At 71.3% G+C, this 15,948-nt stretch carries 10 protein-coding genes; 3 read left to right on the top strand and 7 right to left on the bottom strand.

What is annotated here, in order from left to right:
- Positions 1-31: 31 nt before the first annotated feature.
- A complete protein-coding gene (locus AB0D53_RS30595) occupies positions 32-3,043 on the top strand; it encodes a glycoside hydrolase family 38 C-terminal domain-containing protein (RefSeq protein WP_362452315.1) in 3,012 nt (1,003 codons plus the stop codon).
- A 52-nt stretch (positions 3,044-3,095) separates the two neighbouring features.
- Positions 3,096-4,829, top strand: a complete 1,734-nt coding sequence (locus AB0D53_RS30590) for a protein kinase (protein WP_362452314.1) — start codon at positions 3,096-3,098, stop codon at positions 4,827-4,829.
- Between the two features lie 33 nt (positions 4,830-4,862).
- On the opposite strand, the gene AB0D53_RS30585 is transcribed toward AB0D53_RS30590, so the two are convergent.
- The 7 genes from AB0D53_RS30585 to AB0D53_RS30555 all read right to left on the bottom strand — a co-directional run bounded on the left by AB0D53_RS30585 (position 4,863) and on the right by AB0D53_RS30555 (position 13,795).
- On the bottom strand, positions 4,863-5,504 hold the full coding sequence (locus AB0D53_RS30585; protein ID WP_362452313.1) for a hypothetical protein: 642 nt from the start codon (positions 5,502-5,504) through the stop codon (positions 4,863-4,865).
- Positions 5,501-6,211: a hypothetical protein gene (locus AB0D53_RS30580; RefSeq protein WP_362452312.1), complete on the bottom strand. Its 711-nt coding sequence runs from the start codon at positions 6,209-6,211 to the stop codon at positions 5,501-5,503. The genes AB0D53_RS30585 and AB0D53_RS30580 overlap by 4 nt, the downstream gene beginning before the upstream one ends.
- A gap of 115 nt (positions 6,212-6,326) precedes the next feature.
- Complete coding sequence (locus AB0D53_RS30575) at positions 6,327-7,301, bottom strand: acetylxylan esterase (protein WP_362452310.1); 975 nt, start codon at positions 7,299-7,301, stop codon at positions 6,327-6,329.
- A gap of 116 nt (positions 7,302-7,417) precedes the next feature.
- Complete coding sequence (locus AB0D53_RS30570; RefSeq protein WP_362452309.1) at positions 7,418-10,159, bottom strand: hypothetical protein; 2,742 nt, start codon at positions 10,157-10,159, stop codon at positions 7,418-7,420.
- A gap of 223 nt (positions 10,160-10,382) precedes the next feature.
- Positions 10,383-11,309 (bottom strand): carbohydrate ABC transporter permease, encoded by a 927-nt coding sequence (locus tag AB0D53_RS30565; RefSeq protein ID WP_362452308.1) that lies wholly within the window; start codon positions 11,307-11,309, stop codon positions 10,383-10,385.
- Positions 11,309-12,340, bottom strand: coding sequence for a sugar ABC transporter permease (locus AB0D53_RS30560; protein WP_362452307.1), 1,032 nt, complete (start codon positions 12,338-12,340; stop codon positions 11,309-11,311). Before AB0D53_RS30560 ends, AB0D53_RS30565 begins: the two co-directional genes overlap by 1 nt.
- 72 nt (positions 12,341-12,412) lie before the next feature.
- Positions 12,413-13,795, bottom strand: a complete 1,383-nt coding sequence (locus AB0D53_RS30555; RefSeq protein WP_362452305.1) for an extracellular solute-binding protein — start codon at positions 13,793-13,795, stop codon at positions 12,413-12,415.
- A 230-nt stretch (positions 13,796-14,025) separates the two neighbouring features.
- Between AB0D53_RS30555 and AB0D53_RS30550 the strand changes: the two genes are divergently transcribed.
- Positions 14,026-15,837, top strand: coding sequence for a hypothetical protein (locus tag AB0D53_RS30550; protein ID WP_362452304.1), 1,812 nt, complete (start codon positions 14,026-14,028; stop codon positions 15,835-15,837).
- Positions 15,838-15,948: the final 111 nt, after the last annotated feature.

Here is a 15,948-nt window from a genome sequence, read left to right as displayed (position 1 = left end):
CACACATTTCGTTCAGAGGGGCCTTTCACTCATGCATGACGACCGCACACTGACCGAGGAGCGCCTCGACCGCGCCCTGCGCGAGCGCATCCGTCCCGCCGTCCATCCCCGTTCGGTGCCCCTGGAGTTCGAGGTCTGGCACGCCCCCGGCGAACCGGTGCCCTTCGCCGAGGCCGTGGCCGCCCCCTTCGAGCCCGGTGCCGTCGGCGACGACTGGGGGCCGGCCTGGGGCACCAGCTGGTTCCGGGTGACCGGCCGTGTCCCGGACCGGTGGGCCGGTGAGACCGTCGAAGCGGTCATCGACCTCGGCTTCGCCAAGGACCGGCCCGGGTTCTCCGCGGAGGCGCTGGCGCACCGGCCGGACGGCAGCGTGGTCAAGGCGCTCAACCCGCGCAACACCTGGCTGCGGGTGGGCGAACCGGTCGCGGGCGGCGAGGAGTTCACGTATCTCCTGGAAGCCGCCGCCAATCCGGAGATCCTGGACGGCGTCAGTGCGCTGGGCGACCGCGCGACGGCGGGCGGCGAGCCCCTGTACCGGGTCGAGCGGATGGACCTCGCGGTCTTCGACCGGCAGGTGTGGGAGCTGGTCCAGGACCTGGAGGTGCTCGACCAGCTGATGCGGCAGCTGCCGCTCGGATCGGCGCGCCGCTGGGAGATCCTGCGCGCGGTGGAGCGGTGTCTGGACGCCCTGGACCTGGACGCCGTGGGGGCGAGCGCGCCCGCCGCCCGGGAGCGGCTGCGCGCCGTGCTCTCCTCTCCCGCGCACGCCTCCGCCCACCGGCTGTCGGCGGTGGGTCACGCGCACATCGACTCGGCGTGGCTGTGGCCGCTGCGGGAGACGGTGCGCAAGGTCGCCCGCACCACCTCCAACGTGGTGGCGCTGATGGACGACTGCCCGGAGTTCGTCTTCGCGATGTCGCAGGCGCAGCAGTTGGACTGGCTGCGGGAGCACCAGAGCGCGCTGTACGCCCGGGTCAAGGAGAAGGCCGCCGCCGGGCAGTTCGTGCCGGTGGGCGGGATGTGGGTGGAGTCGGACACCAACATGCCCGGGTCGGAGGCGCTGGCCCGGCAGTTCGTGTACGGCAAGCGGTTCTTCCTGGAGGAGTTCGGGGTGGAGACCGAGGAGGTGTGGCTGCCCGATTCGTTCGGCTACTCGGCGGCGCTGCCGCAGCTGGTGAAGCTCTCCGGTTCGCGCTGGTTCCTCACCCAGAAGATCTCGTGGAACACGACGAACCCGTTCCCGCACCATTCGTTCCTGTGGGAGGGACTGGACGGCACCCGGGTGTTCACACACTTCCCCCCGGTGGACACCTATGTGGCCGAGCTGTCCGGCGAGGAGCTCGCGCACGCCGAGGCGAACTTCCGGGACAAGGGCCGTGCCACGCGCTCGCTGGTGCCGTTCGGCTGGGGCGACGGCGGCGGCGGCCCCACCCGCGAGATGCTGGCCCGCGCCGAGCGGCTCGCGGATCTGGAGGGTTCGCCCCGGGTGACGATCGAGAGGCCCGCGGAGTTCTTCGCCGCCGCCGAGGCGGAGTACGACCGGCCGCCGGTGTGGCTGGGCGAGCTGTATCTGGAGCTGCACCGCGGCACGTACACCTCGCAGGCACGGACCAAGCAGGGCAACCGACGCAGCGAGCATCTGCTGCGGGAGGCGGAGCTGTGGGCGGCGACCGCCGCCGTGCGGACCGGATTCCCTTATCCGCACGAGGAGTTGGACCGGATCTGGAAGAGCGTGCTGCTCCACCAGTTCCACGACATCCTGCCGGGTTCGTCGATCGCCTGGGTGCACCGGGAGGCCGAGGAGACGTACGCCCGGATCGCCGCGGAGCTCGAAGCGGTGATCGGGGCGGCGCAGCGGGCGCTGGCCGGCGCGCCGGAGACCGGCTCCGCGGTGGTGTTCAACGCCGCTCCGCACGAGCGGGCCGGCGTCGCGGCGGGCGGCGCCGCGCTCGCGCCGCGGGACCCCGAGCCCGCGGTGGAGGTCGAGGAGCTCGGCTCCGGCTTCCGGCTGGACAACGGACTGCTGCGGGTGACCGTGGACGAGCGGGGGCTCGTGGTCTCGGTCCTCGACCTGGTGGCGGGGCGCGAGACGGTCGCCCCGGGCTGCGTGGCGAATCTGCTCCAGGTCCACCCGGATCTGCCCAACCGCTGGGACGCGTGGGACGTCGATGCCTTCTACCGCAACACGGTGACCGATCTGACCGAGGCCGACGTGGTGCGCCGCAGCGGTGACGGCGTCGAGGTGGTGCGTACCTTCGGCTCCTCCCGCGTCACCCAGTCGTTGACGCTGCGGCCCGGTGCCCGGCGCCTGGACATCGACACCGAGGTCGACTGGCACGAGCAGGAGAAGTTCCTCAAGGCGGCGTTCCCGATCGATGTGCGCGCCGATCACTCCGCGGCGGAGACGCAGTTCGGGCACGTCCAGCGGCCGACGCACACCAACACCAGCTGGGAAGCGGCCAAGTTCGAGATCTGCGCCCACCGCTTCCTGCATGTCGGCGAGCCGGGCTGGGGTGCGGCGCTGATCAATGATTCGACGTACGGGCACGACGTGACCCGTACGGTCCGTGAGGACGGTTCGACGACGACCACGGTGCGGCTGTCGCTGCTGCGGGCGCCCCGCTATCCCGACCCCGCGACCGACCAGGGGGTGCACCGGCTGCGGTACGCGCTGCTGCCGGGGGCGACGATCGGCGACGCGGTGCGCGAGGGCTGGCACTTCAGCCTTCCCGAGCGCCGGGTGCCGGGCAGCGCCGAGGTGGCCCCGCTGGTCTCGGTGGACGACGACGCGGTGGTGGTGACCGCCGTGAAGCTCGCCGACGACGGCAGTGGGGATGTGGTGGTCCGGCTCCACGAGGCGCACGGCGGGCGGGCCTCGGCACGTCTGACCGCGGGTTTCGCACTGGCCGGTGCGAGCGTGACCGATCTGCTGGAGCGTCCGCTCGCCGACGAGACCGCCGAGGTGGAGGGCGACGCGGTGCGGCTGGTGCTGCGGCCCTTCCAGATCGTGACGCTCAGGCTCACGCCGAACGCCGAAGTGTGAGGCGTACGGGGTGGGTGCGCATCGTCGCGGACCTGCCCCGTACTCTTTTTCCATGACCGCTGGGGGGCCTGTGCGCCGTGTGATCGACGACCGTTTCGAGCTGGTGGACAGGCTCGGCAGTGGCGGTATGGGCATGGTGTGGCGGGCCCACGACCTGGCCCTGCACCGCGATGTGGCGCTCAAGGAGGTACGGCCCCCGGACCCGGCGCTCGCCGAGAACGACCCGGAGTCGGCCAGGCTGCTGCGCGAGCGGGTGCTGCGCGAGGCCCGTGCGCTGGCCCGGCTCGACCACCCGGGTGTCGTCACGGTCCATCACATCGTGGACGGCGGCGACGGTACGTACCCGTGGATCGTGATGGAGCTGGTGCCCGGCGCCTCGCTCGCGGAGCGGCTGGCCGAGGGGACGCTCACCCCGGCCGAGGCCGCCCGGCTGGGCCGCGGGGTGCTGTCCGCGCTGCGCGCCGCCCATGCCGCCGGGATCCTGCACCGCGACGTCAAGCCCGCCAACGTACTGCTGCGGGCCGACGGGAGCCCGGTGCTCACCGACTTCGGCATCGCCGCGATCCGCGAGTCCACCAGTCTGACGGCGACCGGCTCCCTCATCGGTTCCCCCGACTACATGGCGCCCGAACGCATCCGCGGCGACGAGGGCGACCCCTCGTCGGACCTGTGGTCGCTCGGCATGATGCTGTACGTCGCCGTGGAGGGCCGGCATCCGCTGCGCAGGGCCACCACGCTGGCGACGCTGGCGGCCGTGCTGGACGAGGAGATCCCGCCGCCCCGGCAGGCGGGTGCGCTGACTCCGGTGCTGGAAGCGCTGCTGATCCGGGACCCGGCCGCGCGGCCGGGTCCCGAGGAGCTCGACCGGATGCTGGCGTCGGCGGGCGATCCGGCGCCGTCGCCCGGACCGGGCCGTGCGGCGCCGCGGGATGCCGTACCGCCCCGCCAGGACCCGCCCACCCGGCAGGACGCGGTGCCGCCCGGCTACGGCCGGTCCGGCCCGACCACCGTCCTGCCCACCGCCCCCGTCCAGGGCCCCTCCGGCACGCGGGGGCCCGGGCGTCGGCCCGTCACCGCTCCCCCGCGTCCGGCGCCCGCGACGCTGGGGACCCAGGAGGTCCGCCGCCGGGTCCGGCGGGGCCGTGCCGTCGCGATCACCACCGCGCTCGCCGGTACCGCACTGACCGGTGCGCTGGTGTGGTCGCTGGTGCCCGACGCGGACACGGAGGTGCCCGGCCCGGACACGAAGGTCTCCGGCAGCGCCCCGTCCGCCCCGGGCGGTGCCGCCACCGAGGCCGGCGGGAAGAAGAACACACCACAGGCCGCGGCCCCGACCAAGAACCTGCTGACACCCTCCGCCGCACGGTCCGTCATCGCGGAGCTCAAGCCGGTGATGGGCGGCACCAGGGTCACCTCGTTCACGCTGTACGACGTGCACGCGAGCGCCGAGGCCCCGGTCGCGAAGAACAAGGCCCTGTACGACGTCTTCACCTACCGGGACGGCAAGGCCACCCGGGACCGGGCGGGCGGCACCCTCATGTCGGGCGCCAGATCCGTGGACCTGGAGAAGTTCGACTGGGACGCCCTGCCAGGGCTGATACGGCGGGCGGACAAGGAGCTCGGTGTCGCCGAGCCCACCACCCACTACGTGGACATCGACCCGGCCTCCCCGTTCGACGACTACCAGCCGACGCTCAGCGTCTACGTCTCGGACGAGTACGGCGGCGCCTATCTGCGGGCCGACATCAACGGCAAGGTGCTCAAGAAGTATCCGCGCAACGGCTGAGCCCGTGGCGGCCGGGAGGAGACCGACGGCCTCTCAGCCCAGTACCCGTACCAGCACCAGCAGTACGGCCGCGATCACCACGCCCGACACCAGCGCGCGGAACCCGGGGGGAACGCCGCCGGCCCGACGCTTCACCTGGCCCGCGGGCGGGACGAGGCTCTCCGTGCGGGCCAGCCACTCGCGCGGCGGGTTGTCGGGGACGACGACGCGCCAGGGCTGCTCGGGGTCGTACTCGACGACCGCCCTGGACTTGTGGAGCAGCCCCTGCAGGTCGAGGGGGTGACGGACCTCGATCCGGTACGGGGGCAGTTCGTCGGCCACCACGGTCAGGTCGAAGGCGAACACGGAGTTCAGGGCCCGCCCGTCGACGGCCGTCCGGCCGTTCTCCTTGTTCACCGCCTTCACTCCGTTGACCACGGCGGGCGCGAAGGCGCGCGGGCCGCCGGAGCGCAGCGCGGGGGCGGCGACGCCGGACTTCATGTCCTCGGCCGCCTTCCCGTACGCCGTCAGCGCCAGGGCCGTCACGGGGAGCGCGAGGATCAGCAGCCAGCGGGGGCCGTCCACGGCGCCCTGGACGAGCGCGGCCAGCGCGAGACCGGTGCCGATCGCGGACACCACGGTGAACAGCCTGAGGAATCCGCGCAGGGAGGACGCGGTCTGGGTCGAGGTGGTCATGAGCGGCGCAGCACCTTCCGGCGGGGGACGACGACCCTGGTGTGTGCCGGGTCGTCGGGACGGTCGGCGTCGTAGAGGGCGAGGACGTCCCGTCTGAGGGCGATGCGTTCCACGACGGCCGGGACCTCGTGGCGCACCCCGGCCGCGTCGTCGAACACCACGGTGACCTCGCCGTACTTGCGGCCCGCCGAGCGCCAGCCCTCGATCACCGCGTCGGCCGTGGTGTACCGGCGGTCGAGCCTGCGCAGCCCCCCGCTGCGCCGCAGGCTGACCGCCGCGCCCCACCAGGCGGCGAGGCAGCCCACGCCCGCGGCGGACCACAGGAAGGTGAGCCATTGGGAGACGGAGAAATCGCCCAGCGGGAGGAAGATGTGGAAGCTGGTGACGGTGGACCGCTCGACCTGCCCCTCCGCCAGCGCGTCGTACCAGCCGGCTGCGGCCGCGACGGCGGAGAGCGCGATCATCGCACCCGGCGCGGCTCGGTGCAGGTAGCGGGCAGAGAGCAGACCGAGGGCGACCGCGAAGGCGATGCCGAGCATCGGGGACATGGACGCGAGCTGGTCACTGGCACAGCCCCCGGCCAGGTCGCAGGACCATTTCACCCCCACCGCCTCGTGGCTGGAGATGTACCACATCATCCAGACCTGCCACACCATCAGCGCGCACGCGATGACGCGCATCGCCTGCGCATAGGCCTTCTGCCGCACTGTTCGCCCTTGTCCTCGGCCCGTCACGGGGCGTTGACGTGCCCCGATGGACCATATACACGCTGTCCACGGCCTGTCCGTGATGCACAACACCCCGGCTGGGGCACGGCCGGGTTCAGACCGCCCCGTCCAGCGCCTTCGGGACCCAGCGGAGCTGGGCGGCCTCCTGGAACATGGCACCGCCCTCGTGCCCGTTGAACGGGTAGACCTCGATCTCCTTCTCGCCCGGGTACGCGTTGTGGGCGGCGAAGACCGTGGACGGCGGGCAGACCTGGTCCATCAGCGCGACGGAGAAGAGCGCGGGGGCGCTGCCCCGGGCGGCGAAGGACACTCCGTCGAAGTACGAGAGGGTGCGCAGAACGGTCTCCTCCTTGCCGCGGTGCATCTTGAGGTAGCCGGCTATCTCCGCGTACGGGTTGGAGTCGGTGAGCGTGACGGCCCGTCCGAAGTGGCAGAGGAACGGGACGTCGGCGGCGATGGCCGCCAGGTCGGGGACGAGTGCGCCGACCGCGAGGGTGATGCCGCCGCCCTGGCTGCCGCCGAGGGCGACGGTGCGGGCGGGGTCGGCGAGCGGATGGGACCGGGCGGCCTCGACGGCGCGTACGGCATCGGCGAAGACCCGGCGGTAGTAGTAGTTCTCCGGGTCCTCGATGCCCCGGGTCATGAAGCCCGCGTGAGAGGGGCCGGAGCCGACCGGGTCGGGGGTGTCGCCGACATTGCCGCCGCTGCCCTGGCCGCGCACGTCCATGATGAAGTGGGCGAAGCCGGCCAGCGGCCACATGCCCCAGCAGTGCGGGAGGCTGCGGCCGCCGTTGTAGCCGTGGAACTGGACGACGAGCGGAAGCGGGCCCTCCGCGTCCGCGGGGGCGCTGAACCAGCCCTTGATCGGATGGCCGCCGAAGCCGGCGAAGGTGACGTCCCAGGTGCGCAGGCCGGTCAGCGCGGTCTCGACGGGTTCGAAGGAGACCGCGGGGTCGTGGGCGCGCGTCTCGGCGAGGGTCTTCGCCCAGAAGGCGTCGAAGTCGTCCGGCTCGTCGATCTGCGGCCGGTAGGCGCGGAGTTCGGGCAGCGGCATGTCGAACAGGGCCATGGAGCTGGTCTCCTCACGGTGGGATTCCGGAACAGTCTGCCGTGCGGTGGTACGGCATGGAGCGGCGGGGCCGGGTGCTGTCAGGTGCACCCGGCCCCGCCCGTCATGGGGGTGGTTCAGTCGGTCAGCTGGACGGCCCGCAGGCCGGCGGCGCTCTTGGAGTTGTTGGTGATGCCCGAACCCCACTCGGACCAGCCGCGCGCCCGGCCGTCGTTGTCGATGTCGTTGACGGCGATGCCGAGTCCGATGGACGCGGTCGGCTTGCCGGCCAGGCCGAGCGATGCCCATGGCACCGTCACCGTGTAGCGGGTGGTGGTGCCGTCACGGGTGATCTGTGCGGTGGCGCCGGGGGTCGGACCGGCGGACTGGCCGGACGGTGCCCGCCAGGTGTAGACCTGCGGCTTGCCGCCCACGATCGAGGCGCCGACCTCGACGTACTGCTTGCTGCGGCCGGGCAGCTGGGGGGTGACGGCGAACTGGATGCTGTCGCCCTGCCACATGTTCTCGGCGGTGGTGGCGGGCTGCGCCAGCACGTTGTCGGTGATCGCGCCCTTGAGCACGAGCCCGGCGTCGGTGTACTGGGGCCGGATGGTGCCGGAGAGGTCGGCCGCGCCCTGGTAGCCGCCTGAGTAGTACTGCGTGCCCTGGGCGGCGATGTCGATGGGCGTGGTGGTGTCCGTACCGGCGGGCTGCACGGCGCCCCAGCCGTTCCAGCTGCCCACGGGGGTCCTGGTGCCGTCGGGGGCGCTGATGTAGGCGGCCGTCCAGTAGCGGTTCCAGGGCTTGATGGCGCGCGTGTCCACGGTGTACGAGGTGCTGGCCCCGGCGCCGACCTCGAGCGGTCCGTCGATGGTGCCCCGGTCCACATAGGCGGTGCCCTCGTTCACCTGCCACTCCAGCTTGGTCAGGTCGAGCGCGGAGCGGGCGCGGTTGTTGGTGACGGTGACCTTGAGCGCGGCGGCGAACGGTGCCGCCTGCTTCACCACCGGGTCGAAGGTGACCTGGGTCGGCGGCACCACCTCGGTGTCGGAGGTGAGGCGGGCGAGGTTCACCGGCCCGAGCCCGACCGTGCCGCTGACCGTGCGCGGGCCGGTGAGGGCCGAGGTGGGCAGCTGGACGGTCTGCCGGACGAGCTTGCCGGGCCGCGCGGTCACCCGGTACTTCTCCCCCGCGATCCGGAAGTCGTAGCGCAGCGGCAGCGTCCGGCCCTTGGTGCCGTCCACCTGGAGCACCGCGTCGACGGTCTCCTCCGTGTTGGAGTGCTGCGGCAGCCGGAGGGAGAACACCGGGCCGCTCGCGGCCTTGACCGCGCTGACCGCACCCTTCACGTACAGCACCGTGCCGTCGATGCCGAGCTGCACCTTGCCGCCGACCGGGAGGTACGTCTTCTCGTGGCCCAGCTGGTCGGTGACGGTGACCGGGCCGGTGGCCGACAGCTCGGCCGTGCCCGGGGTCGCGGCGGTGGTGTAGAGCGCCCGGACCGTGTCGCTCCCGGTGCCGAAGCGGTACGAGCGGACGTCGGCGGATCCGGCGTCGTCGCGGCCGGCGTACGCGCGGCCCGCGAGCTGCCGGATCAGTACGCCCTCGGTGACCACGGACGGCTTGGGCTGCCAGGCCTCGACCTCGGCGGTGGGGCGTTTGAAGGCGCCGAAGTTGTGTTCCTTGTTGGTGGCATCGGTGCCGTCGTTGGTGAGGTCGTACCAGTAGTAGCGGCTGACGCCCGAGGCGAAGGAGAAGATCTGGGCGCGCGGCACGTACGCGGCCTGCTGGGCGGGGGTGACGCCGTCGCTGTGGGTCGGGTAGCCGTTCTCGGTGATCCAGAGCGGGACGTCCTTGCCGCCCGCCGCGTCCAGGTCGGCGCGTACCTGGGGCAGCGTCGACAGCGCGGTCTCGGGCGGGTTCGGGTAGCCGTACTGGTGAACGCTGAGCGCGTCCAGGTAGTTCAGGCCGCCGATCGCGTACAGCCGCTTCAGCCAGTCGGTCTGGAGGCCGGCCAGGCCGCCGCCGACGACGGTGGCGTCCGGGACCTTGGCGTGCACCTTGCCGTAGCTGGCCTGGAGCAGCTTGAGGTAGCAGTCGGCGGTGATGCCGCAGGTGCCGTTGTTGAAGCCGGTCGAGTTGTACTCGTTGTAGATCTCGATTTCCTTGGAGGACTGCTGGTACTTCTCCACGGCGGCGGCCGTGAACTTTCCGTAGGCGTCGAGCGCCGCGTCGGAGGCCGGTGTCCGATTGCTGTCGTAGTTGGGGTTCCGGTAGCCGGATATGGGCAGCGCGGTCAGCCCCTGCGACTTGGCGTACGGGATGTGCTGGTCGGTGGAGTAGCTGCTCCAGGAGTACGTGCCGGGGGTCTTCTCGATGGCGCCCCAGTTGATGTCGGAGCGGATCCCGTGCATGCCCATCAGCTTGACCGAGCGCAGCAGCTTCTGGTCGTCGCCGCCGTTCCACCCGTAGTGGATGCCGGTACCGAAGCGCGTGTCCTGCTGTTCCTTGCCGGTCAGGGCGGTCAGCACGCCGAAGTTGGCGGTGCGGGTGGTGGTGCCGGCGGTGGCCGTGAGCGTGTAGTAGCCGCTGCCGAGCGTGGTGACGTCGACGGTGGCCGTGCCGCCCGAGACCGGGGCGGTGCCCGATGCGGCGGTCTGGCCCTGGTCGTCGACGGCCTTCCAGGCCACCGAGGCCTGGTCGGAGGTGAGGGTGATCTTCGCCTGGCCCTTGACGAAGATCAGGTCGGGCGAGGTGACGGTCAGGGTGCCGGCCGCGTGGGCGGCCGGGGCCGTGCCGGGCAGCGGTGCCGCCACCAGCAGGCAGCCGAGCAGGGCGGCCGCGCCGCCCCATGCCGCGGACCGTCTCGGGCGACCCATTACTCTGGCTGGAACCAGAGGACCTGGCCGGATCGTGCCGTTCTGTTCCATCGAGGCTTCCTCTCGATCGGATCGGAGCGGTGCGTTTCGGTGGTTCCCGGGTGGAGGTGTGCTCCGTCGGCTGTACCCCGGCGGAGCACACCGGCCCGTCTGCCGTCGGCGCGCACCGCTGCCGCCGTCGGCCGACGCGGACGGGGAATCCGCACCGGTGCCCGGGTGTTGCTCATCCCTTGAGGCCGGTGAAGCCTCCCCCACCGCGGACGATCTGCCGCTGGAAGATCAGGAACAGCACGACCGGGGGCAGGATGGCGAGCAGCATCCCGGCGATGAGCAGCGACTGTTCCGCCGTTTCCGCGAGGCGCGGCAGTGCGGCGGAGATGGGCTGCTTCTCGGTGTCCGGGATGACGATCAGCGGCCAGAGGAAGTCCTTCCAGGAGTTCATGACCGTCAGCAGGGTCACCACCGCGAGGATCGGGCGCGACATGGGCAGCACGATCCGGCGGAAGATGACGAAGGGGCCCGCGCCGTCGACCTTGGCGGCCTCGAAGAGTTCGCGCGGGATGCCGTCGAAGAACTTCATCACGATCAGCACGGTGAAGGCGCTGGCCGCGTGCGGCAGCCAGACGCCCCACGGGCTGTTGGCGAGCGAGATGCCGAGGCCCGGCAGGTCGAGCACGGTGAGGTAGAGCGCCACCAGGGAGATGGAGCCGGGGATGAAGAGGGTGGCGAGCACCATCCACCGCACGGGAGCGGCCCACTTGGGGCGCAGCACGGACAGGACGTAGCCGCCGGTGGTGGCGACCACGAGGTGGGCGACGACGGAGCCGGTGACCAGGACCACGGTGTTCCAGAGGTACTGGCCGACCTGGAGTTCGTCCCAGGCGCGGGAGAGGTTGTCCCACTGCGCGTGGCCGGGCCAGAGGGCCAGCGGATCGCGCAGCAGCTCCTGGGTCGGCGAGACGGCCCCCTTGAACGTCCAGTAGAGGGGTGCCGCCCCGAAGGCGAGCAGCAGCAGGAGCGAGAGGGTCTGCACGGAGCGGAGCGAGAGGCGTACGGAGGTGCGTCGCCGGTCGGCGCTGGAGATGAGCCCGCGCCCGCTCTCCTCGGAGCGGTTTCTGCGGCGGGTGCGAAGGGGGATCTGTACGGCCATCAGTTGCTCCAGCTCCTCGTCGCCCGCAGATAGATCGCCGAGAGCACGCCGAGCACGAGGGCCAGCATGACGCTGAGTGCGGTCGCGGCTCCGAAGTCGCCGTTCTGGAAGGCGTAGTTGTAGATCAGCATCAGGACGGTGAGTGTGGAGTCCTCCGGGCCGCCGTCCGTCATCACGAAGGGTTCGGTGAAGATCTGCAGGGTGCCGATGATCTGGAGCAGCAGCATGATCAGGACGACCCCGCGCAGCGAGGGCAGGGTGATGTGCCAGACCCGGCGCCAGATGCCTGCCGCGTCGATCTCGGCGGCCTCGTACAGCTCGCCGGGTACGGAGCCGAGCGCGGCCAGGTAGATGATCACCGTGGAGCCGAAGCCCGCCCAGGTGGCTTCCAGGACGATCGACAGCATCGCGGTGTCGGTGGACTGCAGCCAGGGGTAGGGGCCGAGACCCACATGGGCCAGCAGCTGGTTGAACAGGCCGGCGTCCGGGTCGTAGAACACCTTCCACAACAGGACGGAGACGACCGGCGGGATCGCCACCGGAAGGTAGGCGAGGATGCGGAACAGCGTTCCGCCGCGCCGCAGTTCGGCGATGAGCACCGCGAGGAAGAGCGGCACCGGGAAGCCGATCACCAGCGCGAGCACGGCGAACAGCGCGGTGTTCTTGACGGCCGTCCACAGCAGCGGGTCGTCCAGGACATGACGGAAGTTGTCCAGGCCCACCCAGGTGGCGGGGTCGACCAGATTGGTCTGCTGAAAGCTGAGCTGCACGCTCTGGACGATCGGCCACCACGAGAAGTAGGCGAAGCACAGCACCATCGGCAGGCCGAACAGGAGCGTGGTGACGCCTCCTTGCCTGGCCCAGCGGACGAGGCGTTCCACCGGACCGCCGCGGTGCGGGGAGACGGTGCGCGGCGGCCCGTCGGGGGTCCTGGGCCGGGCCCCGGACGGGTCGGCGGAACGCTGTTTCCTCGTCCGGTCCTTCGGGGTGCGGTTCCCGGCGGGCGCCGCAGGCGCTTGTGACCCGCTCATTGACGTCTCCTCGCCTCTCCTCGTGCTGTGCTCACTGCCTGATGTTCCGTACGCTCCGCTGCCGAAGGGGTGCTAGTTCTGCGCCCGCTCCACCTGGGACGCGACCTGCGCCGCGGCCTTCTTCAGCTGCTCCGCCGGGTCGGCGTCCTGGCGGGTCAGCACGGCCTGCACCGCGCTGTCGAGGGCCTTGTAGACGTTCTGCGCCTCGACGGACGGTTCGATGGCCAGTTCGTAGTCGCCGAGCGACTCGCTGTACGGGGCGAAGTGCTCGACCGGCACATTGGCCTGCTTGTTGACGGCGGCGTCGACCGGGCCGGCGACGGCCGGCTCGTAGAACGGGACGGACGGCACTCCGACGACGGCTCCGTCCTTCTTCCTGGCCGTCGCGTCCTTCTCGGCGAGTGCGACGTCGTACTTGGTGGAGAGGTAGTAGAAGTCGATGAACTTCGTCGCGGCCTCGCGCTGCTGCGCGGTGGCCCTGGGGCTGATCACGGCGATGGTGCCGCCGGCCAGGGTCCGCTTGTTGCCGCCGTCGACGGGCATGGCGCCGAGACCGATGGCCTTCGGGTCACCCTTGTACTGCGTGATGTAGTGACCGACCAAGCTCGGTCCGGCGATCGTCATGCCGATCTTTCCGGCAGAGAAGTCCTTCTCCATGTCGGTGATGTTGCGCAGCTGGTTCCTGCCCATCGAGTCGTCCGTCCAGCGCATGTCCTTCAGCGCCTTCAGCGACTTCTCCGCGCCACTGCCGGCACGGTCGAAGGTGTTGACCCACTTGCCTCCGGACTCCTCCTGCATGCTGTCGCCGAAGGAGTACGCCATCGCGGTCAGCATCCAGCCGCCCGTGTTCTCCTTGGTCATCTGCGCGTATCCGGTGGCGCCGGTCTTCCCGGAGATCGCCTTGGCCGCCGTACGGACCTCGGACCAGGTGGTCGGCGGCTTGTCCGGGTCGAGTCCGGCCTTCTCGAACAGGTCGCGGTTGTAGACGAGACCGAGGGCGTACTCCTCGGTGGGGATGCCGTAGAGCTTGCCGTCCACGCCCTTCGCGGCCCCGAGCGCGACGTCGTTGAAGTCCTCGCTGTGCTTCAGCCCCTTGAAGTCCGCGGTGAGATCGGCGATCTGCCTGCGCTTGATCAGGCCCGACATCTCGGTGAGCGGTACCCGTACGATCGTCTCCAGGCTGCCGCCGCCCACCTTGGTCTGGAAGCTCTGCTGGTCGTACTGGTACTCGTTCGTCCTGATCTTGATCCTGGGGTTCGCCTTCTCGAACTCCGCCACCCGCGCGTCGAACGTCTTGAGCGCGGCCGCGTTGGTGGCGGGCGGGCGCCCGGAGACGGTGATCGTCACCGTGCCGTCGGCAGCCGCATCGCCGCCGGAACCGGAACACGAGGCAAGCACGCAGACGAGCGCACCCGCGGTGACGCCCGTCAGGGCGATGCGCAGGGAGGGTCTCATCGGGGACTCCATTCAAGGGCAGACCGGAAACCGGCTGGAAAGCGTTTTCCAGCCGGGGTCACCTTGCACTGCCCGATATCTCCGCGTCAATGGGTTGGGGGCGGGCTTCTGAGCAGGAGTTCACCGTATGCCCCTTGCCGGAGCGTTGACGTCGGCTTAGCCTCTGGAAAACGTTTCCCAAGCGTTGACGAAGATCGTCGGTCTGACGATCGCGAGCTGGAGGACATCCCGTGCACCCTGCCTGGTCGGCCGCCGCGTACGACCGAACCCTGCTGCGAGCGGCCCTCGCCGAGGGCGATCGCTGCTGGGACGCCGAGGCGAACCTGCTGCAGGTCGAAGCCCCGTACAACCCCATCCACACCAACATCAAGGGTGGCCACGCGCACCCCACCCGCAACTCCCTGCACTACGCCCTGCTGTTGCTGGAACGGGGCGCCGAGGGCGATGCCGAGCGCGCCCACTCCGTGATCCTGCGCATCGCCGGGCTCCAGGACCGGTCGCCGGAGAACGCCACCTACGGGATCTGGGGCTACTACGCCGAAGAACCGGCGGCGGAGATGGTCCCGGCCGACTGGAACTGGGCGGACTTCCTCGGCATCGCCCTGCTGCTGGTGCACGCCCGTCACGGCGACGGCCTGCCGGCCGGGGTACGGCACGAACTGCGCGAGTCGCTGCGGCACGCGGCCGCGGCCATCGTCCGCAGGAACGTGCACCTGACGTACACGAACGTCGCCGTCATGGGCACGTTCGTGACGCTCGCCGCCGGGAAGGTCCTCGACGACGAGGAGCTGTTCGCGTACGGCAAGGACCGCATGGTGCGGCTCTCGCAGGCCGTCGACGGCACCGGCAGCTTCACCGAGTTCAACAGCCCGTCGTACTGGGGCGTCGTGCTCCAGACCCTGACCCTGATCAGGGAGCACGTCACCGACGAGGAGGTACTGGAGCTCAACGACCGGCTGCACGACCGTCTCTGGCTGCACTTCCTGGCCCGCTGGCACCCGCCGACCCGCCAGCTCTCCGGCCCGATGGCCCGCTGCTACAGCAACGACCTGGGTGTGCCGCCGTTCCTGGCGAAGGCGGTCGGCGGGTTGCTCGGCGCCCCGGAGCCCCGCCCGATCCGGGGCGAGATGTCGACCGGGCTGGACTCCTGCGTGGACTACCGGATGCCCGACTGGGTCCGGCCCCGGCTGCTGGAGCTTGAGAGCGCGCACGAGCACCGGGAGCTGTTCACCGGGAGTCCCGCCCCGGAGACCGGCACCACCTGGCTGGATCCGGTCACCACCCTGGGCAGCGTGAATCACCAGGACACCTGGCTCCAGCGACGGCCGCTGTTCGGTCACTGGGTGCGCCCGGACGGGACCTCCGGACATCTGTACGTCCACCTGATGAAGGACGACGGCGCGGAGGACTTCGACTTCGCCTCGGGCGTGCTCTCCACCGTGCAGAGCGGCCCGCACGTGGCCTGGCTCGCGGGGTTCGCCTGCCCTGCGGGCGACCGGCACCACCACCTCGACATGATCGAGCCGGGCGACCGGTTCCGGGCGCGGTCGCTGCGTCTGGTGGTGGATCTGATCGGTGCGCCGCCCGTGGCGGCGGAATCATCGGTCGACGGCGCCGTCGAAGTCGACCTGGGGACGGCACGGCTGGACTTCCGGCTCGCCGGGGGTGCCTTCGGTGGCCGTACGCCCACGGCCCGGCTGGTCCCGCACGCCGACGGGGTGCGGATCGAAGTGGTCCTCTTCGAGAGCACGGCCCCGGCCGAGCTGGACTGGGCGGAGCTCGGCGACACCTTCGCCGCGGGGACGCTGTCCCTCGTGCCGTCCGGAACGGAGCCGGATGCGCGGCCCGTGCCCGGTCCGGAGCTGGACCTGGCCGGTGACCGCGCCGAGGTGCGGTGGACGACCCCGCGGGGGAACCGGCTCACGGTGTGCGGCGGCCGGTCGGTCGTCTCCCGCGAGGAGCACGCCGCGCTGCACTCCGCGACGCTGGACGGCGCCGCGCCGCCCACGCCCCGCCTGTCGGACGCGCCGCTGGTTCCCTAGGCACCCCGGGCCCCGGGACCTCGGCATCGGGCGCAGCCGGCCGCACGGGAGGACCCGAGGCCGGCTGCGCCCGCGCCGGCCCGCCCGGCAGCCGTACGAGGGGCGGAGACG

The organism is Streptomyces sp. NPDC048295 (assembly GCF_040652135.1).
Lineage (GTDB): Bacteria > Actinomycetota > Actinomycetes > Streptomycetales > Streptomycetaceae > Streptomyces.
The sequence above is the reverse complement of the archived record's forward strand: the minus strand, read 5'-3'. Positions and strand labels throughout refer to the sequence as shown.

What these genes read in the sequence shown, in the direction of transcription:
- AB0D53_RS30575 (WP_362452310.1), bottom strand. Translation starts at nt 7,301, where the DNA reads ATGGCCCTGTTCGACATGCCGCTGCCCGAACTCCGCGCCTACCGGCCG.
- AB0D53_RS30570 (WP_362452309.1), bottom strand. Translation starts at nt 10,159, where the DNA reads ATGGGTCGCCCGAGACGGTCCGCGGCATGGGGCGGCGCGGCCGCCCTG.
- AB0D53_RS30595 (WP_362452315.1), top strand. Translation starts at nt 32, where the DNA reads ATGCATGACGACCGCACACTGACCGAGGAGCGCCTCGACCGCGCCCTG.
- AB0D53_RS30590 (WP_362452314.1), top strand. Translation starts at nt 3,096, where the DNA reads ATGACCGCTGGGGGGCCTGTGCGCCGTGTGATCGACGACCGTTTCGAG.
- AB0D53_RS30555 (WP_362452305.1), bottom strand. Translation starts at nt 13,795, where the DNA reads ATGAGACCCTCCCTGCGCATCGCCCTGACGGGCGTCACCGCGGGTGCG.
- AB0D53_RS30560 (WP_362452307.1), bottom strand. Translation starts at nt 12,340, where the DNA reads ATGAGCGGGTCACAAGCGCCTGCGGCGCCCGCCGGGAACCGCACCCCG.
- AB0D53_RS30565 (WP_362452308.1), bottom strand. Translation starts at nt 11,309, where the DNA reads ATGGCCGTACAGATCCCCCTTCGCACCCGCCGCAGAAACCGCTCCGAG.
- AB0D53_RS30585 (WP_362452313.1), bottom strand. Translation starts at nt 5,504, where the DNA reads ATGACCACCTCGACCCAGACCGCGTCCTCCCTGCGCGGATTCCTCAGG.